Origin of the sequence: Streptomyces sp. CC228A (assembly GCF_021390935.1) — a bacterium.
Classification (GTDB): domain Bacteria; phylum Actinomycetota; class Actinomycetes; order Streptomycetales; family Streptomycetaceae; genus Streptomyces.
Genome location: NZ_JAJPUI010000011.1, coordinates 23,589 through 45,391, shown reverse-complemented (window position 1 = coordinate 45,391; position 21,803 = coordinate 23,589). Strand labels below are relative to the sequence as shown.

Annotated in this window: 30 protein-coding genes and 3 pseudogenes; 24 read left to right on the top strand and 9 right to left on the bottom strand. The window is 72.3% G+C overall.

Annotation, left to right across the window (positions count from 1 at the left end; translation table 11 throughout):
• The first annotated feature begins 8 nt into the window (after nt 1-8).
• Nucleotides 9-2,636 (top strand): DEAD/DEAH box helicase, encoded by a 2,628-nt coding sequence (locus L6E17_RS26225; protein ID WP_236243172.1) that lies wholly within the window; start codon nt 9-11, stop codon nt 2,634-2,636.
• Nucleotides 2,637-2,678: 42 nt separating this feature from the next.
• Here L6E17_RS26225 and L6E17_RS31655 read toward each other — a convergent pair whose 3' ends face one another.
• From L6E17_RS31655 to L6E17_RS26195, 6 genes and pseudogenes are all read right to left on the bottom strand, one after another.
• Entirely contained in the window at nt 2,679-3,233 is a 555-nt protein-coding gene (locus tag L6E17_RS31655) for an Rv3654c family TadE-like protein (RefSeq protein WP_374109153.1), read from the bottom strand.
• Between the two features lie 62 nt (nt 3,234-3,295).
• Nucleotides 3,296-3,637, bottom strand: a complete 342-nt coding sequence (locus tag L6E17_RS26215) for a TadE family type IV pilus minor pilin (protein ID WP_236243171.1) — start codon at nt 3,635-3,637, stop codon at nt 3,296-3,298.
• A 130-nt stretch (nt 3,638-3,767) separates the two neighbouring features.
• Nucleotides 3,768-3,980, bottom strand: coding sequence for a DUF4244 domain-containing protein (locus L6E17_RS26210; protein WP_236243170.1), 213 nt, complete (start codon nt 3,978-3,980; stop codon nt 3,768-3,770).
• Between the two features lie 65 nt (nt 3,981-4,045).
• Nucleotides 4,046-4,806: pseudogene (locus L6E17_RS26205) on the bottom strand (type II secretion system F family protein).
• Nucleotides 4,803-5,683: pseudogene (locus L6E17_RS26200) on the bottom strand (type II secretion system F family protein). The pseudogenes L6E17_RS26205 and L6E17_RS26200 overlap by 4 nt, the downstream one beginning before the upstream one ends.
• Nucleotides 5,677-6,252, bottom strand: a pseudogene (locus L6E17_RS26195) (ATPase, T2SS/T4P/T4SS family); the annotation flags it as partial. The pseudogenes L6E17_RS26195 and L6E17_RS26200, both read right to left, overlap by 7 nt.
• Before the next feature lie 42 nt (nt 6,253-6,294).
• On the opposite strand from L6E17_RS26195, the gene L6E17_RS26190 reads away from it, so the two are divergent.
• Both L6E17_RS26190 and L6E17_RS26185 read left to right on the top strand, forming a co-directional pair.
• On the top strand, nt 6,295-6,678 hold the full coding sequence (locus L6E17_RS26190) for a recombinase family protein (RefSeq protein WP_236243168.1): 384 nt from the start codon (nt 6,295-6,297) through the stop codon (nt 6,676-6,678).
• Entirely contained in the window at nt 6,675-8,183 is a 1,509-nt protein-coding gene (locus tag L6E17_RS26185; RefSeq protein WP_236243167.1) for a recombinase family protein, read from the top strand. Before L6E17_RS26190 ends, L6E17_RS26185 begins: the two co-directional genes overlap by 4 nt.
• 33 nt (nt 8,184-8,216) lie before the next feature.
• Here the strand turns inward: L6E17_RS26185 and L6E17_RS26180 are convergent, their stop codons facing one another.
• Both L6E17_RS26180 and L6E17_RS26175 read right to left on the bottom strand, forming a co-directional pair.
• On the bottom strand, nt 8,217-8,762 hold the full coding sequence (locus tag L6E17_RS26180; protein ID WP_236243166.1) for a hypothetical protein: 546 nt from the start codon (nt 8,760-8,762) through the stop codon (nt 8,217-8,219).
• Entirely contained in the window at nt 8,763-9,212 is a 450-nt protein-coding gene (locus L6E17_RS26175; protein WP_236243165.1) for a helix-turn-helix domain-containing protein, read from the bottom strand.
• 249 nt (nt 9,213-9,461) lie between these two features.
• Between L6E17_RS26175 and L6E17_RS26170 the strand changes: the two genes are divergently transcribed.
• From L6E17_RS26170 to L6E17_RS26120, 11 genes are all read left to right on the top strand, one after another.
• Nucleotides 9,462-9,746 carry a helix-turn-helix domain-containing protein gene (locus L6E17_RS26170; RefSeq protein ID WP_236243164.1) on the top strand — a complete coding sequence of 95 codons (285 nt, stop codon included), beginning with the start codon at nt 9,462-9,464 and terminating at the stop codon, nt 9,744-9,746.
• A gap of 24 nt (nt 9,747-9,770) precedes the next feature.
• Nucleotides 9,771-10,481 carry a hypothetical protein gene (locus L6E17_RS26165; protein ID WP_236243163.1) on the top strand — a complete coding sequence of 237 codons (711 nt, stop codon included), beginning with the start codon at nt 9,771-9,773 and terminating at the stop codon, nt 10,479-10,481.
• Nucleotides 10,478-10,660: a hypothetical protein gene (locus tag L6E17_RS26160; protein WP_236243162.1), complete on the top strand. Its 183-nt coding sequence runs from the start codon at nt 10,478-10,480 to the stop codon at nt 10,658-10,660. Before L6E17_RS26165 ends, L6E17_RS26160 begins: the two co-directional genes overlap by 4 nt.
• Nucleotides 10,657-11,385: a hypothetical protein gene (locus tag L6E17_RS26155; protein WP_236243161.1), complete on the top strand. Its 729-nt coding sequence runs from the start codon at nt 10,657-10,659 to the stop codon at nt 11,383-11,385. The genes L6E17_RS26160 and L6E17_RS26155 overlap by 4 nt, the downstream gene beginning before the upstream one ends.
• Nucleotides 11,382-11,699, top strand: a complete 318-nt coding sequence (locus tag L6E17_RS26150; protein WP_236243160.1) for a hypothetical protein — start codon at nt 11,382-11,384, stop codon at nt 11,697-11,699. Before L6E17_RS26155 ends, L6E17_RS26150 begins: the two co-directional genes overlap by 4 nt.
• The gene (locus L6E17_RS26145) at nt 11,696-12,130 is read left to right on the top strand and encodes a hypothetical protein (RefSeq protein ID WP_236243159.1); all 435 of its coding nucleotides are present in this window, start codon (nt 11,696-11,698) and stop codon (nt 12,128-12,130) included. The genes L6E17_RS26150 and L6E17_RS26145 overlap by 4 nt, the downstream gene beginning before the upstream one ends.
• 96 nt (nt 12,131-12,226) lie before the next feature.
• The gene (locus L6E17_RS26140) at nt 12,227-12,523 is read left to right on the top strand and encodes a hypothetical protein (protein WP_236243158.1); all 297 of its coding nucleotides are present in this window, start codon (nt 12,227-12,229) and stop codon (nt 12,521-12,523) included.
• Nucleotides 12,520-15,153, top strand: coding sequence for a hypothetical protein (locus L6E17_RS26135; RefSeq protein ID WP_236243157.1), 2,634 nt, complete (start codon nt 12,520-12,522; stop codon nt 15,151-15,153). The genes L6E17_RS26140 and L6E17_RS26135 overlap by 4 nt, the downstream gene beginning before the upstream one ends.
• Nucleotides 15,154-15,353: 200 nt before the next feature.
• Entirely contained in the window at nt 15,354-15,596 is a 243-nt protein-coding gene (locus L6E17_RS26130; RefSeq protein WP_236243156.1) for a hypothetical protein, read from the top strand.
• A 533-nt stretch (nt 15,597-16,129) separates the two neighbouring features.
• Nucleotides 16,130-16,648 carry a single-stranded DNA-binding protein gene (locus tag L6E17_RS26125; protein WP_236243155.1) on the top strand — a complete coding sequence of 173 codons (519 nt, stop codon included), beginning with the start codon at nt 16,130-16,132 and terminating at the stop codon, nt 16,646-16,648.
• A 67-nt stretch (nt 16,649-16,715) separates the two neighbouring features.
• Nucleotides 16,716-17,378 (top strand): hypothetical protein, encoded by a 663-nt coding sequence (locus tag L6E17_RS26120; RefSeq protein WP_236243154.1) that lies wholly within the window; start codon nt 16,716-16,718, stop codon nt 17,376-17,378.
• Between the two features lie 108 nt (nt 17,379-17,486).
• Here the strand turns inward: L6E17_RS26120 and L6E17_RS26115 are convergent, their stop codons facing one another.
• A complete protein-coding gene (locus L6E17_RS26115; RefSeq protein WP_236243153.1) occupies nt 17,487-17,675 on the bottom strand; it encodes a hypothetical protein in 189 nt (62 codons plus the stop codon).
• A 174-nt stretch (nt 17,676-17,849) separates the two neighbouring features.
• On the opposite strand from L6E17_RS26115, the gene L6E17_RS26110 reads away from it, so the two are divergent.
• The 10 genes from L6E17_RS26110 to L6E17_RS26065 all read left to right on the top strand — a co-directional run bounded on the left by L6E17_RS26110 (nt 17,850) and on the right by L6E17_RS26065 (nt 21,800).
• Nucleotides 17,850-18,008, top strand: coding sequence for a hypothetical protein (locus tag L6E17_RS26110; protein WP_236243152.1), 159 nt, complete (start codon nt 17,850-17,852; stop codon nt 18,006-18,008).
• Nucleotides 18,005-18,322: a hypothetical protein gene (locus tag L6E17_RS26105; protein ID WP_236243151.1), complete on the top strand. Its 318-nt coding sequence runs from the start codon at nt 18,005-18,007 to the stop codon at nt 18,320-18,322. The genes L6E17_RS26110 and L6E17_RS26105 overlap by 4 nt, the downstream gene beginning before the upstream one ends.
• Nucleotides 18,319-18,717: a hypothetical protein gene (locus L6E17_RS26100; RefSeq protein ID WP_236243150.1), complete on the top strand. Its 399-nt coding sequence runs from the start codon at nt 18,319-18,321 to the stop codon at nt 18,715-18,717. Before L6E17_RS26105 ends, L6E17_RS26100 begins: the two co-directional genes overlap by 4 nt.
• Nucleotides 18,714-18,929: a hypothetical protein gene (locus tag L6E17_RS26095; RefSeq protein WP_236243149.1), complete on the top strand. Its 216-nt coding sequence runs from the start codon at nt 18,714-18,716 to the stop codon at nt 18,927-18,929. The genes L6E17_RS26100 and L6E17_RS26095 overlap by 4 nt, the downstream gene beginning before the upstream one ends.
• The gene (locus L6E17_RS26090) at nt 18,926-19,291 is read left to right on the top strand and encodes a hypothetical protein (protein ID WP_236243148.1); all 366 of its coding nucleotides are present in this window, start codon (nt 18,926-18,928) and stop codon (nt 19,289-19,291) included. The genes L6E17_RS26095 and L6E17_RS26090 overlap by 4 nt, the downstream gene beginning before the upstream one ends.
• Nucleotides 19,288-20,418 (top strand): conjugal transfer protein, encoded by a 1,131-nt coding sequence (locus L6E17_RS26085; RefSeq protein WP_236243147.1) that lies wholly within the window; start codon nt 19,288-19,290, stop codon nt 20,416-20,418. The genes L6E17_RS26090 and L6E17_RS26085 overlap by 4 nt, the downstream gene beginning before the upstream one ends.
• Nucleotides 20,415-20,579 (top strand): hypothetical protein, encoded by a 165-nt coding sequence (locus L6E17_RS26080; protein WP_236243146.1) that lies wholly within the window; start codon nt 20,415-20,417, stop codon nt 20,577-20,579. Before L6E17_RS26085 ends, L6E17_RS26080 begins: the two co-directional genes overlap by 4 nt.
• Nucleotides 20,580-20,590: 11 nt before the next feature.
• Complete coding sequence (locus tag L6E17_RS26075; protein ID WP_236243145.1) at nt 20,591-20,890, top strand: hypothetical protein; 300 nt, start codon at nt 20,591-20,593, stop codon at nt 20,888-20,890.
• Nucleotides 20,890-21,510 (top strand): hypothetical protein, encoded by a 621-nt coding sequence (locus L6E17_RS26070; protein ID WP_236243144.1) that lies wholly within the window; start codon nt 20,890-20,892, stop codon nt 21,508-21,510. Before L6E17_RS26075 ends, L6E17_RS26070 begins: the two co-directional genes overlap by 1 nt.
• A 68-nt stretch (nt 21,511-21,578) precedes the next feature.
• Nucleotides 21,579-21,800, top strand: coding sequence for a hypothetical protein (locus L6E17_RS26065; protein ID WP_236243143.1), 222 nt, complete (start codon nt 21,579-21,581; stop codon nt 21,798-21,800).
• Nucleotides 21,801-21,803: the final 3 nt, after the last annotated feature.

Here is a 21,803-nt window from a genome sequence, read left to right as displayed (position 1 = left end):
CAGCCGCCATGGCATTCAATCACTTACCAGCAGCCATGCACGACGCCTTGGGAGCATTGTCCGTCACGCCGGTGACACACTCGGTGCCGATGGCAAGGAATCACCGCCCCCGTCGCCCCGCCCGGAGCGGGGCGGGCAGCCCCTCTCCCGGCACGGTGCTCGACCGGCTCACCGCGTCGGCGAACCGGGCTGCGCGCATCACTCATACGGAGCACCTGCCCCCCAGAGAGGGTCGGCATGCCCTCTGGCCTGATCGCATCCGCCCAGAAGTGATCAACGCCATTCACCAGGCGGGGATCGACCATCCGTGGGCCCACCAGGCAGCCGCCGCCGAGCACGCCCTGGACGGCGAGTCGGTGGTCATCGCCACCGGCACGGCGTCCGGCAAGTCCCTCGCCTATCTGGCGCCTGTGCTGTCCTCGCTGCTGGACGGCTCCGAAGCGCCCAACGGCCGCGGCGCCACAGCGCTGTACCTCGCGCCGACCAAGGCGCTCGCCGCCGACCAGCGGCGCGCCGTGACAGCCCTCGCGTCGCCCCTCGGCCCCCGGATCCGCCCGGCCGTGTACGACGGCGACACGCCCGTCGAGGAACGCGAATGGGTCCGCCAGTACGCCAACTACGTCCTCACCAACCCCGACATGCTCCACCGGGGCATACTTCCCTCACACGCCCGCTGGTCCTCCTTCCTGCGCGCGCTGCGCTTCGTGGTCATCGACGAGTGCCACACCTACCGCGGCGTGTTCGGGTCGCACGTCGCCCAGGTCCTGCGCCGGCTGCGCCGCCTGTGCGCCCGCTACGGCTCCGCGCCGGTCTTCCTCCTCGCCTCGGCCACCGCCGCCGAGCCGTCCGCCGCCGCCGGACGCCTCACCGGGCTGCCCGTGCAGGAGGTGGCCGACGACGCCTCACCCCGCGGTGAGCTGCTGTTCGCCCTCTGGGAGCCGCCGCTGACCGAGCTGCACGGAGAACGCGGCGCTCCGGTGCGCCGCACCGCGACCGCCGAGACCGCCGACCTCCTCACCGACCTGACAGTGCAGGGGGTGCGCTCGGTGGCCTTCGTGCGCTCCCGGCGCGGCGCGGAGCTGATCTCGGTGATCGCCCAGGAGCGCCTGGCCGAGGTCGACCGCTCGCTGGCGCGCCGCGTCGCCGCCTACCGGGGCGGCTACCTCCCCGAAGAGCGCCGTGCCCTGGAACAGGCCCTCCACTCCGGTGAACTGCTCGGCATGGCGGCCACCACCGCCCTGGAACTCGGCATCGACATCTCGGGCCTCGACGCGGTCCTGATCGCCGGCTACCCCGGCACCCGCGCCTCGCTGTGGCAGCAGGCGGGCCGTGCCGGACGCTCCGGGCAGGGCGCCCTCGCGATCCTCGTCGCACGCGACGACCCCCTGGACACGTACCTCGTCCACCACCCCGAGGCACTGTTCCGGCAACCCGTCGAATCGACGGTGCTGGACCCCGACAACCCGTACGTCCTCGCCCCGCACCTGTGTGCGGCGGCGGCGGAACTCCCCCTCACCGAACCCGACCTGGCGCTCTTCGGCCCCGCCGCGCCCGGTCTGCTGCCGCAGCTGGAGGCGGCCGGCCTGCTGCGGAAGCGCGCCTCCGGCTGGTACTGGACCCGCCGGCAGCGCGCCGCCGACCTGGCCGACATCCGAGGCGGGGGCGGCAGCCCCGTACGCGTCGTGGAGGCCGCCACGGGCCGACTGCTGGGCACCGTGGACGCGTCGGCCGCGCACACCACCGTCCACCAGGGCGCCGTGCACCTCCACCAGGGCCGCACCTACCTCGTGCGGGACCTGGACCTGAAGGACTCCGTCGCACTGGTCGAGGAGGCGAGTCCGCCGTACTCGACCACCGCCCGGGACACCACCTCCGTCTCCGTCCTGGAAACCGACACCGAGATCCCCTGGGGGGACGGCCGGCTCTGCTACGGCTCCGTCGAAGTCACCAACCAGGTCGTCTCCTTCCTGCGCCGCCGTCTCATCACAGGTGAGGTGCTGGGCGAAACCAAGCTGGACCTGCCACCCCGCACGCTGCGCACCCGCGCCGTGTGGTGGACGGTCACCGAGGACCAGCTCGACGCCGCACGGGTGAACCCGGAGCAGTTGGGCGGCGCCCTGCACGCGGCCGAGCACGCCTCCATCGGCCTCCTGCCGCTGTTCGCCACCTGCGACCGCTGGGACATCGGCGGCGTGTCGGTGCCGCTCCACCCCGACACGCTGCTGCCGACCGTGTTCGTGTACGACGGCCATCCTGGCGGCGCCGGCTTCGCGGAACGCGCCTTCCACACCGCCCGGTCCTGGCTGGCCGCCACGCGTGAGGCCATCGCCTCCTGCGAGTGCGAGGCCGGCTGCCCTTCCTGCATCCAGTCACCGAAGTGCGGCAACGGCAACGACCCCCTGCACAAGCGCGGTGCCGTACGCCTCCTCACGGAGCTGCTGCGGTGCGCCCCTCAGGACCCTCAGGACCCTCAGGACCCTCAGGCCCCTGAGGGGGACGCCACCCCCGCGGCGCCTGCCGGAAGCGTGGGCCCGGTGCCGCCCACGCCGGGCGGGGTGCCCGGGAGGTGCAGTCCGATGCCGTCCTCGGTGGACGGGGTGTCCGATGCGGCTTCGTCCCTGCCGGACGAGGCATGAGGCGTGTCGCCGGGTCCGCGGGGCGGGACGCGCGGTGCGGCGCTATCCCCCCTGGATGAGAGACGCGCGGTGCGTTGCCGCGCCCGCCGGGCGAGGTATCCGATACCGGGCCGCGCCCGCCGGGCGAGGTATCCGATGCCGGGCCGCACCCGCCAGGCCAGGTCTCCGATACCGGGCCGCACCCGTCCGACGGGACACGCGAGGCGACGACACCGTCCCCGCCGTCGGGGGTTTCGCCTGCCCACGCGTCCGACGCCATGCGCCCTGCGCGTCCGGCGCCGCCGTACCGGGAGCCGCCAGGGCGTCCGGCACCGCAGGTCCTGCCCTCGCCCGGACGTCCGCGGCGTAGGGGCCGAAGCGGGCCCGGGCCGTCACCTCCGCGATCTCGCCGTGTACGGCGCACCGCACCAGCTCCGTCCGCTGCGCCTCGGCGACGTGGGCAGCCGCCGCGCACGCGGCAGCCAGGCCGTGCAGCGCCCTGTCGGCCGCGGCGAGCGCGGCCAGGTCCGCCGCGCCTCCTGCCCGGTGCCGAGCCGCCACGGCCTGCGCCATTGCGAGGACGGCGGCGAAGACGACGCACAGTGCACCCGCGACCACCGTGGCCCACACCGTGGCCGAGCCCCGGTCACCAGGGGGCCTGCCCGGGTCTGCCGCGGTGATCACAGCGCCTCCGCCGGGTCCGGACCCACCGTGTCCTCGGCAAGGGCGGCCGCTTCGGCCGTCAGGGTCAACGTCCAGGCGGCGGGTCCGGGGGCGGGGGCCTCGACGCGGACCCGCCACAGCTCCCCGTCCCTCCGCACGGCCACCCGCGCCCCCGGCGGTGCGGCTGCCCGGGCGGTGGCCACCACCGAGGCTGCTGCCTCGGACCTCGCCGCCGCGCGCGCACCCGCCCGGGCGGCGTCCACGCACTGGATGTGCGCGGCGGCGGCAGCCAACCCCCACAGGAGCGCCAGGGTGAACACCATCAGCGCGGGCACGCTCAACGCCGCCTCCGCTGTCACCGACCCGAGGTCGGCCGGGCTGCGCGGCGCGGGTGCCGGCCGCCGCTGCCATGTCGGGCGCTCCGGCCCCGGCTCCCTCGGCCTCCGTGACCGCGTCGGGCCCCGGCGGTACCGGCATGCGCCTCCGCCATCAGAACGGCGCATCGAGCGCCCTCCCGATGGCGGCCTGTACCCCGGAGGACACGGCGCCGCTCGTGACGACCTTGTACAGGACCGCCGCGAAAGCGCAGGCAGCGATCGTGCCCATGGCGTACTCGGCCGTGTTCATCCCGGCATCGCGGCGGGCTGCCGCCCTCACCGCCTCCCAGGTGGTCCCCGTCCAGTTCCTCACACGCCGCCACATGGCGACCTCCTCTTCTCGTACGGTTCGGTTCGTGCTGTGTGCATTCGTGTCGTCAGGTTCGTCGCTCACAGGAGGCGGGCCGCAAGGCCGATGACCACCGGCGCCACCCCCACGGCCAGGAAGGCGGGAAGGAAGCACAGCCCGACAGGCGCGGTGATCAGCACCTGTGCCCGCTGAGCCCGGGCTGCCGCGGTTCTCGCCTGGTCGGCCCGCAGTCCTGCCGCCAGCCGCGCCACGGGCCCCGCGGCCGGGGCTCCCGACGCCAGGGCCCGTTCGAGGCAGCGGGCGAGCGGCTGCGCCCCGGGCACTGCCCTCAGCCGGCCCCACGCCTCTGCCGGGTCACCGCCCAGAGCCAGTTCCGCTGCCGTCCGGCGCAACTGCTCGCCGACCGGGCCCCCAGCGAGCCGCCCACCGCCTCGGCTGCCTCGCGGGGGCTCGCACCGGCGGACAGGCACGCCGCCAGGAGGTCCGCGGCGAGCGGCAGCCCCTCGGCCGCGTCGTTCGCTGCGGCAGCGGTGCGGGGGCGCCGCCGCCATCTGTGCAGGCCGTAGCCTGCGGCGGCGCCGACCGCCCAGCCGGCGGGTCCGCCGACCACTGCCCAGCCGAGGAACGCGACGGCCACCGGAGGACCCCAGCGGCGGGCGTCCGCCGGCAGCGCCGGACGCTTCCGGGCCCTCCTGGGCGCCGCCCCGCCGCTTCCCGTGGGCGCCGCGAGGCGGGTCCGTGCGCGGTTTCCCCGTCGCACGTCGCCCAGGGCGCAGACGGCCCACAGGGCCGCCGTGCATACTGCCGCTGTCCACAGGCAGTGGAGAAGGTCGTCGCTCACGGCCCCTCACCCGCCCGTACGATGCGGCCGGCCCACCAGAGCCCCGCGGTCTCCAGTGCGCCTCCGATCAGCAGACAGGCGAGACCCGCAGGAGTGTGCAGCAGTACGCGCAGCGGTTCGGCGCCCAGGGCCGCCCCCATGGCGAGACCGGCCAGAGGCAGCACCGCCAGCAGCACGACGGTCGTCCACGAACCGGACAGCTGGGCCCGCAACCGCTCGCGCTGTTCGCGCCGTTCGCGCAGCGCCGACTCCAGCCGGTCCAGCCCTGTGGCCAGCCCCGCGCCACTGTCCACGGCCACCTGCCAGCACGCCGCCAGCCCCGCCAGCCCCTCGGCACCGTCCGTGCGCGCCGCCAGGCGGAGTGCCTCCGCCACGTCTCCGCCGAACCGCGCCGCGGCCAGCACCGCGGCCTCTTCGTCACCCAGCGCACCGGTGGCGTCCGCCGCGAACCGGAGTGCCCGGCCCGGCTGGGAGCCGGCACGGAGCTCCGCCGCGACCGCCCCGCAGAAGCCGATCACCGCCTCCTCCCGGCGGTCGCGTTCCCGTCGCCGTGCCCTCGCCCGCAGGTGCCGGCCCGCCAGCGGAACCGCCACCGCTCCCGCGACCAGCGGCAGAGGCGACTCACCCAGCACGGCGAGCACCAACGCCGCAGCCAGGCACAGCCACTCCGGCCGAGCCCGGACCCGCAGCCTCGCGCCGAGCGCAGGCCACCGCTGTGTCACCGCGGGCCGCCTCATCCCGGCCCAGGGCGGTGCGGCCGCGCCTCCCCGTTCAGCACGACGTGCCGCCGGTGTGCGGCGCCTCGCCCCCCGGCGCAGAGCCAGACCGCCGCGCCCGCGCAGAGCGCTGCCGCATACAGCGGCTGTCCCGTCACCACGGTCCACCTCCGAGCAGGGCCCGCAGGCGTTCCCAACCGGGCTCCCGGAGGAACCCCTGGGGCGCCCAGCGCAGGGCTGGCAGGGTGGCCACGAGGCCGTCACGGCGCCGTTCCAGGACGTGCACTTCGGCCACGCGGCGCGCCCCGTGCGGGCCGCGTACCATGTGCACCACGGCGGTGAGGCCCGCCGCGAGCTGGCTGTGCAGCGCCGCCCGGTCCAGACCCGCCGCCGTCCCCAGGGCTTCCATCCGGGCGGGCACGTCGGCCGCGGTGTTGGCGTGCACGGTCCCGCACCCGCCTTCGTGGCCGGTGTTGAGCGCGGCCAGCAGATCCGACACTTCGTGCCCCCGCACCTCACCGACGACGAGCCGGTCCGGGCGCATCCGCAGCGCCTGGCGCACGAGGTCCCGCAGGGTGACGTGGCCCGTGCCCTCCTGGTTCGGCGGCCGGGCTTCGAGCCGCACCACGTGCGGGTGGTCCGGCCGCAGCTCCGCCGAGTCCTCGGCCAGCACGATTCGCTCCCGTGACCCCACGAGCCCCAGCAGACTGGACAGCAAGGTCGTCTTTCCGAACCGGGGACAATAACACCTCTATTGAGGCAGACTCAGGACATGGACACCACCCAGACGGGCGCCGCCCAAACAGAGCCCCAGGTCATCCGCTGCTACATCTACGCGCACGTCGCTCGTAGCAACCCGCTGGCCATCGAGCGCCAGATCCGAGACGCCCGCGCCCTCGCCGAGTCGCTGTCCAGCCCAGCCGCCGAGTACAAGGTCGTCCGCGTCTTCCAGGATGACGGCGGCTCCGGCCTCTCCACGCGCCCGGCCTACGAGGAGATGCTCGCCGGGCTCGACTGCGGCGAAGCCGACACGGTCCTCGTCTTCGCGGAGGACCGGCTCTACCGCAGCCTCGAACTGCAGAAGGCGTACACCGAGATGTCGGCGCGGCTTGGGGTCACGACCTACAGCGTGCAGTCCGGGCGGCTCGTCCGATGAGTCCTCAACTTCACTCCGCCGTCGACGTCGCCTCCGGCATGAAGACGCGCGCGGTCATCTACTGCAGGATCTCGCAGGACCGCACAGGCGCCGGCCTCGGTGTGGACAGACAGCGGGAGGACTGCGAGACCCTCGCCAGCCGCATGGGCTGGGAAGTCGTCGAGGTGTACGTCGACAACGACGTCTCCGCGTTCTCCGGCAAGAAGCGCAAGGACTACGAGCGTATGCTCGCCGACCTCGCCAACGGCACCGCCACCGTCGTCATCACCTGGCACACCGACCGGCTCCACCGCTCCCCCACCGAGCTGGAGAAGTACATCAGCCTGTGCGAGCGGCACGGCGTGTCCACCCACACCGTCCAGGCCGGCGCACTCGACCTCGCCACCCCCTCCGGCCGCATGACCGCCCGTATCCTCGGCGCCGTCGCCCGCCAGGAGTCCGAGCACAAGGGGCACCGTGTCGCCCGGGCCCGCATGCAGAAGGCGAAGGCCGGACAGTGGGGCGGCGGAATCCGCCCGTTCGGGTGGGGCGTGCCGACCGGCAAGTTGACGAAGAAGGTCGACCGCAAGACCGGCGAGGAAATCGAGGTGCCCGTCCTCGACATGGGCAAGCTGGTGCCCGAGGAGGCCGCGGCGATCGAGGCCGGGCACGAGATCATACTGTCCGGCGGGTCGTTGAAGAGCTGGGTGCGCTGGCTCGCCGCGAAGGGCTTCACGACGACCCGCGGCAACCCGGTCGGGCATGCCGAGGCGCGGGAGATGCTGCTGCGCCCGAGGAACGCCGGAATCGCCGTCTACAAGGGCGAGGAGGTCGGCAAGGGAGCGTGGGAGCCGATCGTGTCTGAGGTGAAGCACAGGGCCGTCGTTGCGATCCTCACGAACCCCGCGCGGCGGACCACGCCGGGCGGGCAGCCCCGCTGGTTTGGGTCGCTGATCTACGGGTGCGGGATCGGGGACTGCACGTCGACCGTGCGGGTGACGAAGGTCGGCGGGGCGAAGCTGCCCAGCTACCGCTGCCCCACCCAGCACGGCGGCGGGCGGCGGGCGGACCGGGTCGACGCCTACGTGGTGGACCTGATCGTCGAGCGCCTGAGCCGACCGGACGCCGCCGACCTCCTGCTGCCGGGCCCGAACGACATCGACGTGGCCGCCCTGCAGGCGGAGAGCGAGCAGATCCGCCGCCGGCTCACCGACCTGGCCGGCATGTTCGGCGCCGGGCAGATCGACATGGTCCAGTTCACCGAGGGCACCGACACCGCGCGGGTCCAGCTTGAGGGTGTGAACCGGCAGCTGGCCCGGGCCGCGACGCGGGACCCGCTGGTGCCGCTCGTCGGCGCGCCTGATGTCCGAAAGGCATGGGAAGGCATGGAGCTGGCGCGGCGTCGCGCGGTTCTGCGTGAGCTGCTGGTGGTGACGCTGCGGCCGCCGCGGGTCGGCCGGATGCCGGACGGCGGCTACTTCGACTACGAAGCCATCGAATTCAAGTGGAAGCGGGAACGCCGCTAAGGAACCGCGATGTCCGCCAAGCCGCCGGTGCTGTTACGCCCCCCTAAGCTCCGAGGGAGGGTCGGGAAGAGCCCGAAGGCCATGTCGGCGATCACGCAGGTACGCCTCCACGGCCAACCTATCGTCCAGCCCCGCGCGGTAAGCGCTCCATTTTAGCTCGTACTCCCGCTCCTCCCGGATTTCGCGAAGGCGCTCTTTCTCCACTTCGAACCCCTTGCGCAAGTCCGAGACGGCCTCCTTCATCTGCCTCTCCTGCTCGACCAGGGCAGCCAGTCGCAGCTCAAGCAGTTCGCGCTGCATGCGAGCGGAGGTTAGATCTCTGGACGATTCTGCAAAGGTCTTCCCGAGCCGACCGAAGTACACCCCTGCCATAATCCAGGTGGCTCCACTTGAAACCGCGGAGAAAGCCGCGAGGAGGTAGGGATAGTACTCAGGAGCGTCAGGGGCAAGTTCCACCAAGGCTACAGCGACTGCCCCTAGACCGATAAGAAGTCCGACCACTCCGTTGCATATCGCGACCTTGGACTGCTTTGACATGACCCTTGCGCGGGCAGTCAGGTGCTCGGACATATCTTCCACTCACGCCACCTCCGATCGGTGCCTACCGTTTCCCTGCTGGTCCGTCCCAGAAATCAGGGCTCGAACCATAGCTTCGAAGAGGTGAACCTTCGAAGGATCCGTAATCCCGAGATCTGCGGCAGCCTCGCGCGGCGATTTGGCGCGCCGAGACGCCTCCGTCGGGGCCTCCAGCAACTTCGCCTCGGATACGACGCCAGCGAGCACAAGCAACTCGGCAACGTTGAGCCCAAGTGCTTCCGCCAGCGGCTCAAAGAAAGTGGGGTCCGGGATCGTCTGGCCAGCCAGCATGCGACTCACGCTGGCGTGAGACATGCCAGACCTCTCCGCGAGGGCCTTCTTTCCCCCGCCCCGCGGACTGTCGATGTCGTAACCGGCGGCGCGGGCGGCAGCAGCCACATGCGCACCGAAGCGCTGGGCACGCGTGCGGGTCGCACTGTCGTCGGTGGTCATGCGTACACGCTAGCAAGCAAGTACGTGCACAGCTAGAAGTAGGTCCACTGCCGCGCGCCCGACAGGCACAGCATGGCGTGAAGTCTGCCCTGGATGTGAGAAATGCGGCGCTACGACCCCCTCGCGAGGCGCTCCAGAGAAGACAGGGCGGAAGCACCCACCTCGCTAGCTTCCTTGCGAGGAAGTTAATGGCGGTCTACAGTCCTTCCCAGGATGCACGCAGGGCGTGCAACCCAGGAAGGAAGGCTTGTGCCCAGGTACGTGCTGCACACCAAGACGCTGAATCGCGCTGCCGCCGAGAAGGGCGACCACAGCCGGTACGCCATCGCGAAGAGGACCGGCCTGGCCGAGTCCACGCTGTCGCGGCTGGCCCGTGGGCTCGCCTCGCCCACCACGAAGTCCCTGATGACCCTTGCAGAGGCTTACGCCGTCTCCCTGGGCGACCTCGTACAGGAGGCCAAGGCAGAGAACAGCGAAGCCGCCGCGGTTGCACCCGCGGCGGCTTCGAGCGAACGAGTCACCCCGACCACCTGAGAAGCAGAGAGAGGACACGTTCCAGTGACGAGTCTACCGACCACCCGCCCCGCACCCCAGCCGAAGACCAGCCACCCGGACCCCGAGCTGCTCGGCGCCGAGATGGCCGCGGGCGTCCTCGACGAGGTGCCGCAGCTCGCCCGCCGTATCAGCCTCGCCGAGCTCGGCGACATCATGGCCAAGGCCCTGGTCGACACCGGCCTCATCCACCACGCGCGCAAGCCCGCCAAGTACGAGGCCGCCGAGCTGGACCACGGCATCGTCATGCTCTTCAAGCAGCTCGCCACGTACTGGCGCATCGCCTACGACCCGCGACACCTCACCGAGGCCGAGGCCCGCCGCGCCTTCTCCCTGCTGAACCAGGCGCAGCACTCCGCGGGACACGAGGAGCACCCGATCGTGGCGAAGTTCCGCGCCGAGCGCGCCACCGCCACAGGGAAGTACGCCGAGTTCCTCGACGTGCTCCTGGAGGAGTTCGACCGCACCGGCGACCCCGCGGCGGTGGCCGGACAGATCGTCGACGCCCTCGACCGCGACCGCCTCGCCGAGCTGTGCACCCGGGAGCGTGTCCGCATCGTCGCGGCCACCGGCCCGCGCGCCGCCCTTCTCACCGAGGGCCTCCTCATCGAGGAGCAGGCCGACGGGCTGCGCCCCTTCGTCATCCCCCGCGGCCAGAGCGCGGGCGACACCCTCGCCCAGCTCCGCGCCGCCCTCGCTGCGGAGGCACGCGCGTGACCGCCCAGCAGACCACCGTGACGGCCGGAGGCACTCCCTCCGGCCGCCCGGCCCGCCCCGCCGGCTACTGGGAGCGCATCGACCGCATCGTCGCCGCCGCCCCGCCGCTGAGCGACGAGCAGCGCGCCGCCCTCCGCACGATCTTCCACCAGGCCCGCACCACCAGGGAGGCGGCGTGACCTCCATCCACACCCGGTTCGCCACGCGGCTCGTCGCCAAGCACGACGCCCTCCTGCTGAACGACGGACCCGACGAGCAGGCCAGCCGGGTCCTGCAGGCCCTCCAGCGCGCCAGCACCGTCACCGCACTCACCCCGGTCGCCGACACCGAGGTCGACCTGGCCGGCTTCGGTACGGCACCCATCGTGTATGCCTCCGAGGGCCACGACTACGTGCTGCTCTCGGACGTTGCGGACGCCCTGGGCTGGCCCCTCCACAAGGCTGACGCCTGGGCCCGCCTGGAGCACGGCTTCGCGATCAAAGACCAGCGGGACCGTGACGAAGAACGAGGAGACGGCCGCCTCGGCTGGGACCTCCTCCTCGACTACATCGACCTGCACCTGGACCTGGTCCAGGACGACCCCGAAGCCCGGCCTGACGCCGGCGGCAGAAGGTGGTCCTTCGCCGGGGACTGGCTCGTGTCCACGGACAGGCTCCCGCTGCTCCTCGCCTGTTCGCCTTGGGGCCAGGAGTTCGTGAACAACGCGCTCCCCGCGTTCGGGCACGCCATGCGGGAGGTCTGGGGCGACAAGCTCAAGGACATCCCCGCGGTGACCGTGGACGGCACGCCGACCGGCGGCAACGCCTTCGACGACCTGTTCTCCACCGATGGCCTGACCAAAGGGGAAGCCCTGCGACGGGCCCGCCGCGGACCCACCCTCGACGAGGACGGAGGCACCCGGTGACCCGCACCCCACAGGACACCTTCCTCTCCGACCAGGCGCTGGCCGCCGCCCGTGACGCCGCGGCCGATCCTGCCACCATCCCCGTCGCGCTCACCGCGGCGAACGGCGAACGGTGCAGCTGGTGCGAGTGCCCCGACGGCCCGGACTCCCCGCACAACCAGGCCGGCTACCGGTGCGCCGGCTGCCCGGCCCCGGCCAAGCACGTCGTCAGCGCCTTCGCGGGCCCGCACATCCGCTACGACTTCCCGGCCTGCCGCCGGCACGAGGCCGACATCGTCATCTCCATCGCCCGAGCCGCCAAGGGGGCAGCATGACCAAGCACCGTCCCGGCCAGTGGCCGGTCGCCAACCCCATCCCCCTGGGACCGGCCCCGGCACCTGCACCCGCCGAGCAGCCGACCCCCGCCGCGGCAGTGCCCGTACCCGAGGTCCGCCTCGTCATCACCGTCGACCTCACCGGGCCGTACACCAACAGCAGCGAGGTCTCCGCCGACCTGCACGAGCAGACCTGGTACTCCACCGACTGCCACACCGCCATCATCCGCGTCGGCGAGGACGCCCTGCGGCACCACCCGACTCTCGGACACGCGATCGCCTCCCGCTTCTTCCTCTCCGCGCGCAACGTCGAGATCCACATCCCGGCCGGCCCCCGCCGGGCCTACCTGGCCCGCGAGGTCCAGCAGCACCTCCGCTACTTCGCCGCGGACCACGCCCGGATGCAGGCCGACATCCGGCCCACCGGCTGACCCGGGAAGCGCGCGGCCCCGGGCCAATCCCCCGGCCCGGGGCCGCGCGCGCACTCACGAACCGCATTGGCCCCGCTCGTAGAAGAGAGCACGTTCGTGAACAGCACCACCACCCTCCCCCTCTTCGGGGAGGACACACAGAACACCGAGGCCGGGCCCCAGACGCAGGTCCGCCTCGGCATGGCCGCCGCCGCGGCCCGCCTCGTGACCTACGAGGACTCCCAGCACGCAGACGGCCAGCCGCAGGCTCTCCTCGTCGTCGCCTGCCCGTTCTGCGACCACCAGCACATCCACCCTGCCGGCCTCGCGTCGGCGCCGCGTGTCTGCCCCAGGCGGTCGCGGTGCGTCGGCCGTCCGACCGGCGTCTACTACTTTCCGGCGGTGCACCCGTGACTCAGGCACCCCCCGTCGAACTGACCGCCGACCAGCAGCTGGTTCACGCGTCGCTGGTGTACCACTTCCAGGACGTGCCCGGCCTGCTCAGTGTGTGCTCCGACGCGGACCGGTGGGTCGGCCGCCGCTTCACGACCGACGAGGCGGGCATCACTGCGGCTACCGAGTACGTGGCCGCCCTCGACGCGCGCTCCCCGAAGGGGATTTACACCCAGGTCACCACCCTGCGCGAACACCCGACGAAGGGGCGCGGTGGCAAGGATCTGGCACACGGGCTGACGTTCCTGTGGGCAGACGGCGACTTCGGTACGGCCGGCCACAAGCCCGGCCTGGACGACATGCCGCACCCCGCCGACGCGGACCACGTCCGCGAGATCGTCCTGGCGTCCGGCTTGCCCGAGCCGTCGGGCTGGTGGCTGTCCGGCGGCGGCTACAACCCGATCTGGGTCCTTGCCGAGCCGCACATCATCGGCAGCAACGAGGACCGCGCGGCAGTCGAGCAGTTCACGATGGGCCTGCAGGCCGTCCTCGGCGGTTCCGCGTACTCTCACGGCTGCTCATGGGACACGCAGATCGGCAACCTCGACCGGCTCATGCGGATTCCCGGCACGGTCAACCGCAAGGCCGAACCCCGCCCGACGGGGAGCTTCCCCGGCACCGGCGAACCCGTCGACCTGGCTGTGATGTGCGCGGCCGTCCAGCGCCTGGAACCGGATGCCCGCGCCCTGTTGGAGAAGGCCGCTGCGGAGAAGCGGGCCCGGCACGACGCGCGCACCGGCCGCACCACGGCGGCCGCGCCGCCGCGTCGTGCCGCCTTCCCCCGTTCCGGCGGCGGCACCAGCGTCTTCGACATCCTCGCGGCCGAGCTGACGTTCCGGGACGTCCTGGAGCCCGAGGGCTGGACGTACCGCGGCACGGCCGCTGACGGCCGGGAGAAGTGGTTGCGCCCGGCCGGCGCCGAGGGCGCAGCGGACAGCGAGCACAGCCTCGTCTGCGATGACCACGTGGCGGTGAACTGGTCCGAGCGGTCTGGCCTGCCCGTTGGCCAGCAGCCGACGGGACGGAAGCTCACCGTCCCAACCCTGTGGGCGCACCTGCACTACGGCGGCGACGAGCGCGAGGCCACCCGCGACGTGCTGCGCGCCGCGTTCGACCAGGACGCCCAGGCGCCCGCCCGCGCCCTTCCCGCCGCAGTACTCACCCGCGTGCGGCAGCACTGCCGTCCTCCCGCGCAGCGCCGCGACGCCCCGCCTCCTCCGCCGGACGACATGTGGACAGGGGACCCTCTCAGCGATGCAGCGCCGGCGGATGAATCGGAGGCAGACGACGACCCCAAGCGGCCCCGTGGCCTGCTGCCCGAGGAATTCTGGACGAGGCGTGCCGTGCACCAGCACATCCGGCAGGCAGCGCACGCAGAGGGCTCCAGCGGTGACGTGCTGTTCTACTCACTGCTCGCCCGGATGTCGGCGATGATCTCCCACCGCATCACCGCGGTCTCGGGGATCGGTGGCCGCGCCTCCCTCAACCTGTTCGTCGCGATCGTCGCCGCGTCCGGCGGAGGCAAGTCGATCGGCACGAAGGTGGCCCGCGCGCTGCTCCCTCCGCTCGACCCCGAGTTCCGGGACGGCCTGCCCATCGGCTCGGGCGAAGGAATCGCCGAAGCGTTCATGGGCACTGTCGACGAGGAGACAGGCGAGATCCACGCCAAGGGCCCACTCAAGGGCGACCCCGTCACGAAGAAGGTCCGCAAGCAGGTCCGGCACAACGCCTACTTCTACGTCGACGAAGGCCAGACCCTGGCCCGCCTGGCCGAGCGCGCGGGCAGCGTCCTTGGTGAGACCCTGCGCCGCGCGGCGATCGGCGAGACCCTCGGCCAGACCAACGCGTCCGAAGAACGAACTCGGTATGTGGCCGCTGGGTCGTACAGCCTGGGCATGGTCGTCGGATTCCAGCCCTCAACGGCAATGCCGGTCATCGCAGACGCGAGCACCGGCACACCACAACGATTCCTGTGGGCGTGGGCCGCCGACCCGTCGATCCCGGACGAACCGCCGGCCTCTCCGGGGCCTCTGCCGGTGAACCCTGCTTCGCTCCAGCCCACCAGCGAACTAGACATCGTGCTGCCCGAGCGGATCCGCCGGATGCTGTGGGCCGAACACGTCGCTCGCAACCGGGGCGAGTTGGAGATCGACGAACTCGACGGCCACGCGAACCTGATGAAGGTGAAGCTGACCGCCCTGCTAGCGCTGCTCGACGGTGGCAGGACCGAGGCGACGGAAGAGGACTGGGGCCTCGCCGAGGTCGTGTGGCAGTCCTCCTGCGCCGTTCGCGCAACGCTCATCCGCCGAGCAGAGCGCGAGGCGGAGGCCGCACGGCGCCGCGAGCAGGACGCCAAGGTCGCCCAGGAGCTCCGTGCACACCAGGCCAAGACCGATACGGATCGCACGCTGCAGCGCATCGCCCGGCTCGTGAAGAAGCACGCGTCCGCGGTCGGCGGCATCACCTTCGGTGAGCTGAACAGGCGGCTGCGCAGCAGCGACCGGGAGTTCCTCCGTCGCGCCGTGGAGGTTGCCGAAGCCCACGAGTGGGTGTTCGTCGAAGGTGACCGGGTCTGTGTCCAGACGGAGTGAGCGATGTGGACATGTGGACGTGTGGACAGCTGTCCACGTCCACCTGTCCCGAGATAGCTCACCCTCTCCTAACTAGTACATAAAGGGACAAAACAAACACCAATCTCACTCACGCGACGCGAGACAGGCAGACGTGGACGGCTGTCCACGTTGTCCACGTCCACATCGACCGTCCACGTCCACATCAACCGGAGGACCCCATGAGCACCTTTCTCCCCGCCGCTCCCGGCTGGTACGTCCGTGAAACCGACGACGAAGGCGAGTACCTCGACCCGGTCATCGCCTGGAAGGCCTCGACCGACGACGACGACGGCGACATCCTCCTGCCCGCCGTCGAGGGCGGGCAGGGCTACCCGCCGATCTTCTTGACCGTGGGCTCCTTCGCAGACCACGCACGCAGCGTTGTCTACAGGCCCGACCACGACCCCGCCAGCGACGCCTGACCGGCCCACTCCTCGAGGAGAACGAGATGACCAACGACTTCCACAACCGCGCAGCAGCCATCTTCGGCACGCGCGAGGGAACCGTCGCCTGGCCCGCCCTCGGCTACGAGACGTGGGACGCCTACTGCACCGCTGAATTCGGCACGGCACGGCTCCGGCTCCCGAGGGAGGAACGGCAGGAAGTCGTGGCGTCCCTCCGAGAGTCCGGGCTGAGCGTCCGGGCTATCTCGTCAGCTACCGGCATCGGCATCGGCACGGTCCACCGGGAGCTGGCGACTGTTCCAAATGGAACAGTCCCGGACCGCGTGCTGTCTCTCGACGGCCGGGAGCGCCCCGCCGCTCGACCGGGACCCACGACCGAGACCGAGCCGGAGGCCGCGCCTGAAGCGCCGAGGCCGAAGCGGCGCCCGCCGCCGAGGCGTCCGTCTAACGCACACACCTCCTGCCGGGCCCACGGACTTCGGCCCGGCCCTCTGCCCAGCACCCGCTGCTGAGTCATCCGGCTCAGCAGCCCACCTCAGAAGGAGTCCGCCATGGCAGGCGAGACCGCCATCACCGTCGTCGGCAACCTGGTCGACGACCCCGAACTCCGCTTCACCCCGGCCGGGGCCGCAGTCGCCAAGTTCCGTATCGCCTCCACCCCGAGGCAGTTCAACAAGACCACCAACGAGTGGGAGGACGGCGAAGCTCTGTTCCTCACCTGCTCCGTCTGGCGCCAGGCCGCCGAGAACGCCGCCGAGACCCTCACCAAGGGCATGCGCGTCATCGTCCACGGCCGCCTCAAGCAGCGCAGCTACGAGGACCGCGAAGGCGTCAAGCGCACCGTGTTCGAGATCGACGCCGACGAGGTCGGCCCGTCCCTCCTCCGCGCCTCCGCGAAGGTCACGAAGAACACCGCCAGCGGCCGACAGCCCGACCCGGCGCCCACCAGCGGCGGACGGGGCGGCGCGAGGCCCGCCCAGCAGGCCACAGCGGGCGCCGGGTGGGGCCAGCAGCCACCGCGGCCCACCCCCCAGCAGGGGGCCCACCACTCCGAGGGAACGCCCTTCTGACCCGCCCTCCCGGGGCGGCCCTCCCAGGGCCGCCCCTCACCCCACCCCTGCGAGGAGCAGTGACCCCATGACCGACTGCCTGCTCTGCGAGCGGAACGAGACCGACGGCTACCTGTGCCCCGAATGCACGCTCGCCACCGCCCGCCGGCTCGACCGCATACCGAAGCTGTACGACGCGCTGGCCGCCTTCCTGCCGCCCGGCGCCCACGGCTCCGCCCAGTACGGCCGCACACAGGCTGTGGACGCGCCGCTGCCCGTGTACGAGCCCGCCCTGAACCTCCGCGGCCCCGGCGGCATAGTCGGCGTCCTGGAGGACTGGCGCACCGCCATGCAGGCCGACCGCGGCTGGAGCGAACCCGACTGCACCGGGCTGACGGAGCGCCGCGTCGTCCGCGCCGCCCGGGCCCTCGCCATGAACCTCGACTGGATCGCCAGCAGCTGGCCGGCGGCCGGCGCGTTCGCGGAGGAGATCCGCGACCTGGAGCGCGATGTCGCCTCGATCGTGAACCCACCCGAGCCAGCAGAGCGTGGGCGGCGCCTCGGCGCATGCCCGGCGGCCGACCCGAGCGGGAACATCTGCGGCGCGGTCCTCCGGCACTACCCGGGCGAGAAGGCGGTGACGTGCCGCTGGTGCGGGTGCGCGTTCCCACCCGCGACCTGGACAGGACTGAAGGAGCTGATCAAGCGTGACGAGCAGCAGGAGGAGGAGCCGTGGCTGAGCGCATCGTGACCTGTCGCATGACCAACTTCCGCGGTGACCGCTGTACGGCCGAGGCTCTGGTGCCGGACGGTGAGGCGCTGATCTGTGCGCGGCACGCCGCCGAGGTGATGCGGACGATCAGCGAGGCTCGCGCGGCTTCGCCGGCCGCGGGGGCAGCTCATCCGTCTCGTGGGTGAGCCACCGCAGGAAGGCGACGAGGTGGCCGTTCATGTCCGAGCCGACCTCGGCGACGGCCGCCTTGGCCCGCTCGTACAGCTCAGGCTCGGGACGGAACGTCTTCGCGGGGTTCTTGTGGACTGACGGCATGCCGCCAGTCTCTCATGGTGGCTTGCCACCGGTCTATCCCCCCGCTACAGTGGTGGCTAGCCACCTTGAAGTGCGCAAACAATGCGGCCCCCGTGCGGTGCAGCGAACACCGAACGAGGGCCTGACCGAGCCCGGCACGCCGGGCGTACTCCCTGACCTACCAAGGAGTCGGCTATGGCCAACCTTGCCATGCCCACCCACACCAGCACCCCGCAACCCCCACGGCGCCTCATCGCCGTCGGCATCATCCGCCGCCACGGCGGCCGGACCACCACCGTGCGCGCCACCGCGGCCGGCATCACCGGCACCATCCGCCCGGAGGTGTCCCGGTGAACCACAACCACCCCGTTCACGGCCCCGCCGCCGCCCAGCTCGGCGCGCAGCTCCGTGCCTGGGTCGACGCCCGCGCCGTTCTCCTGCTGATCGCCGACCGCCTCACCACCGAGCGCCCCGGCGACCCCATGCGGGAGGCCACCCGCCTCGCCCTCGCCCTCCGCTACACCGAGGCCCGCCACGGCGCCGACACCCGCGCCTCGCGGACCGTCGAGCAGGACGTCCTCCAGCACGCCCCCCGCGTCGAACGCGACACAACCCGCGGCGAGTACGCCCTCGTCCTCCGCCGCATCGCGAGGGGTGAGCACCTGTGAGCCAGGACCCCACACGCGAACTCCTCCAGGCCGTCATCGATGCCCTGACCCTGCCCTACGGTGTGCCGGACTACGACGCGCGGATCGTCGCCCGTGCCACGGAGGTCCACGGCGTGGCCAGCGCCGCACTGGCCGAGGACCCGGCCGACTTCTCCTGGTACATCGACTACCTGCACCGGAGGATGGCCGCCGAAGAGGCCGCGGCGGCCGAGCGGGAGCAGCGGCGGTGCCGGCGGTGCCTTCGCGACTTCGCCCCGTCGGACCCCCGCTTTGACGGGCAGGCCCGCTACCGCGAGACGCCGTGGTGCCGCATGTGCGTCGACAACTGCCACGACGGCGGCGCGGAGCACGTCTGCCGCATCTGCGACCCCGCGCGCTACGGCGGTGGCCAGTGACCATCCACGCCCAGGCCCTCTACGACGCCGGCCGAGACGACACCGGCTGGACCCCGCCCCTCGACTTGGCCCGCTACCTCGCCCGGCAGGCCCTCGCCGAACAGCAGGGCGCCGACATCCACGACCCGGCCGCCATGATCCGCGCCGCCGTCACCCTGGAGCAGCGCCTGCGGCACCTCCTGAGCGCCCTCGACGTCGAGGATGCCCGATGACCGCCCGCCGCACCGTCACGGTGCGCACCATCGACCACGGCCCCGTCACCCTCACCTGCCCGGCCTGGTGCACCGGCCACACCGGGCACCCGGCCGGGTACCGCGCCGACCTGTCCCACACCGGGCCCGAGCACGTCCTGGTCCACGAGGGCGAGCCGCTGCACGTTGCCCAGCTCGTGAGGTTCCCCTACGGCGCCCGGCCGAACACGACCGGCCTGTACGTCGAGCAGTCCGGGTTCGCCCAGACCCTCACGCCGGTCGGAGTCGACGGGCTCGCCGCCGCCCTCGTCGCACACGCCGCCCGGCTGCGGCACCTCGCCCGGGAACTGTCCGCCCTGCACGCCGCCGAGGAGGACCGGTGACCGCCAGCACCCGCCTCACCCGCGGCCAGGCAGCCGTCCTGATCGCCGCCGCCCTGCTCATGGCCGCCGTCGGCGGCTTGGGCGCCTGGGGCACCTACACCAACATCGCCACCGAGTTCGGCCGCGCCGCGACCGCCGCCGGCGTCGTCGCCGCCGGCGAAGGCGTCGTCCTCATCCTCGCCCTGGTGATGCTCGGCGTGACCATGCTCGGCCAGACCGCCCCCGCCCCCGTGCGGGCCGGGCTGTGGCTCGCCCCGGCCGCGGCCGCCGCCACCGGCATCACCGTGGCCGACACGGTCCGCGAAGCCGTCGTGTACGCCATCACGCCGATGGCGATGTCCGCGGCCGCCGAGGGCACGGCCTTCATCGCCCGCCGCGTCGTGGTCTACCGCACCGGCGCCGACACCGAAGCGCTCCGCCGCAACGCCGCCGCCGTCCAACGCCTCGCCTACCACCAGGCCCGCGCCGCCAACCACCCCAGCAGCCACGCCCGCAAGCGCTCCGAACGCATCTCCTGGCGCCTCGCCAAGCGCATCGGCATCGGCGACACCGAGCTCGGCGCCGACCTGATCGACGTGCAGCGCGAACGGCTCCGCCACGGCGCCGACACCGCCCTCGCCGACATGCTCACCGTCTCCCCCACCACGCCGACCGCCGCCCCCGCACCGCCGCGGCACTCCGCCACCGAGGTACTGCGGCGCCGCTTCGCCGAGATGGATCCCGCTGATGCGATCCGCATCGCCCACGATGCGCATCCCGACATGCCGCCCGCGGAACTCGCCTCGCTCCTCATCGGCTACGGCGTCATCGTCGACGCCGTACAGGTCGCCCTCGTCCTCAACGGCCCCCCGCCGCACACCACCCTCGACCGGGACGACAACGGCGATGCGCATCATGATGCGCCGCAGGTCAACGAACTCCCCCGCGGCTTCAAAGCGCAGGCCATCCTCGACGCCGCCGCCGCGCTCGGCCCCAAGCCGAAGGCCGCCGACATCGTCGACCGCGTCCAGCGCATCAACCGCATCACCGTCGACGCGCCCTACGTCCGCACCGTCTTGTCCCGCGAGGCCAAGAAGAAAACCGACCCCAGCGACAGCAGCAACCCGATGGAAGGCGGCTACGCGTGATCACCTTCCACGCCCTCGGCTACTGGGGCCTCCTCGCCATCCCCCCGGCGCTTCTCGCCGCCCGTCTCCTGCCCGCCGGCAGCCCCGCGCGCCGCACCCTCACCCGCGCCGCCCTCGGCGCCCTCCTGCTCATCGCCGCGGCCACCGCCCTGTCTTCCTGAGGAACCCACCCGTGAACACCAACCTGCTCGCCGCCATCGACACCGCCGCCACCCACACCATGGCCGCCCCGCCAGCCGTCGCCGCCCCCACCGGATCCGTCCCCGTCTCCGTCCTCCTGATCATCGTGCTCGGCCTGTGGGCCTGGAACATGCACAAGCACGGCAAGGACACCAAGAAGCTGCACCTGCTGCCCGGCTTCGTCTGCCTCGCCCTCGGCCTGTCCCTCTCCGGCACCCAGGTCGGCACCATGCTCGGCATCCTCTTCGGCAGCATCGGCCAGATGCTGGCCACCTTCATCGGCAACGCCTGATGACCGACCCCGACGCCGACACCGTCGAACTGCCTCCCGTGCCCCACTTCGGGCGCGGGAGGCCCCGCCGGGCCACCCACCGCATCCACCCCCGCCGCGTCGCCGTCGGCCACCTCAAGCTCTACGCACGGCTCCGCGGCTGGGTCCTCGCCGAGAACCGCGCCGGCCGCGCCGCCGGACTCGCCCTCGGCGCCCTCCTCGCCGCCCGCGCCGCCAACCAAGAACCCCGCCTCGCTCTCGCCGCCGCCGGCGCCTACGCCTTCGCCGCCTGGCGCGCCGGCCGCCCCCGACCGCTCAGCGAGGAGGAGCTACGCCGCCGCTTCCTCACCGGCGTCCGGCACCTCATCGGCGACCGCCCGGGCATCCACCTCCGCGAGCTCTACGACGCCTTCCAGGCCCGCCCCGCCGCTGCCCACCTCGACGACGCACGCCTGCGCGCCCTGCTCAACCACTGCAACGTCCCCATCCACAAGAGCCTGCGCATCGGCGATGTCACCGGCCGCAGCGGCATCAAGGCCGCCGACATCGACAACCTCCTCTCCCCCACCCTCGTAGACCCCCCTTCTGAGGGTGTAGATGCAGGTCAAGCCACCCCAGAGCAGCCTGTAGACCGCCCGTAGCCAACCGCGTAGAACAACCTCCGTACCTGCACAGGCACCACCGCTGACACGTGATTCACACTGGCTACATGGAGTACCTGAGCCCGCCCCGCGGCACCCTTACCACCTCCCTGGCAGCCCTGGCCGCAGGGGTCCAGCCGGCCACCATCCGCGACTGGGTACGGCGCGGCATCCTCACCCGCTGCGGCGGCACCCCCAAGCGCCCCGTCTACCGCATCGAAGACATCGAAGCCGCTCTCCGCGCGGCCAAGCCATCCCGCCCAGGACAGCGCGCCGTCAAGGCCGCTTGACCT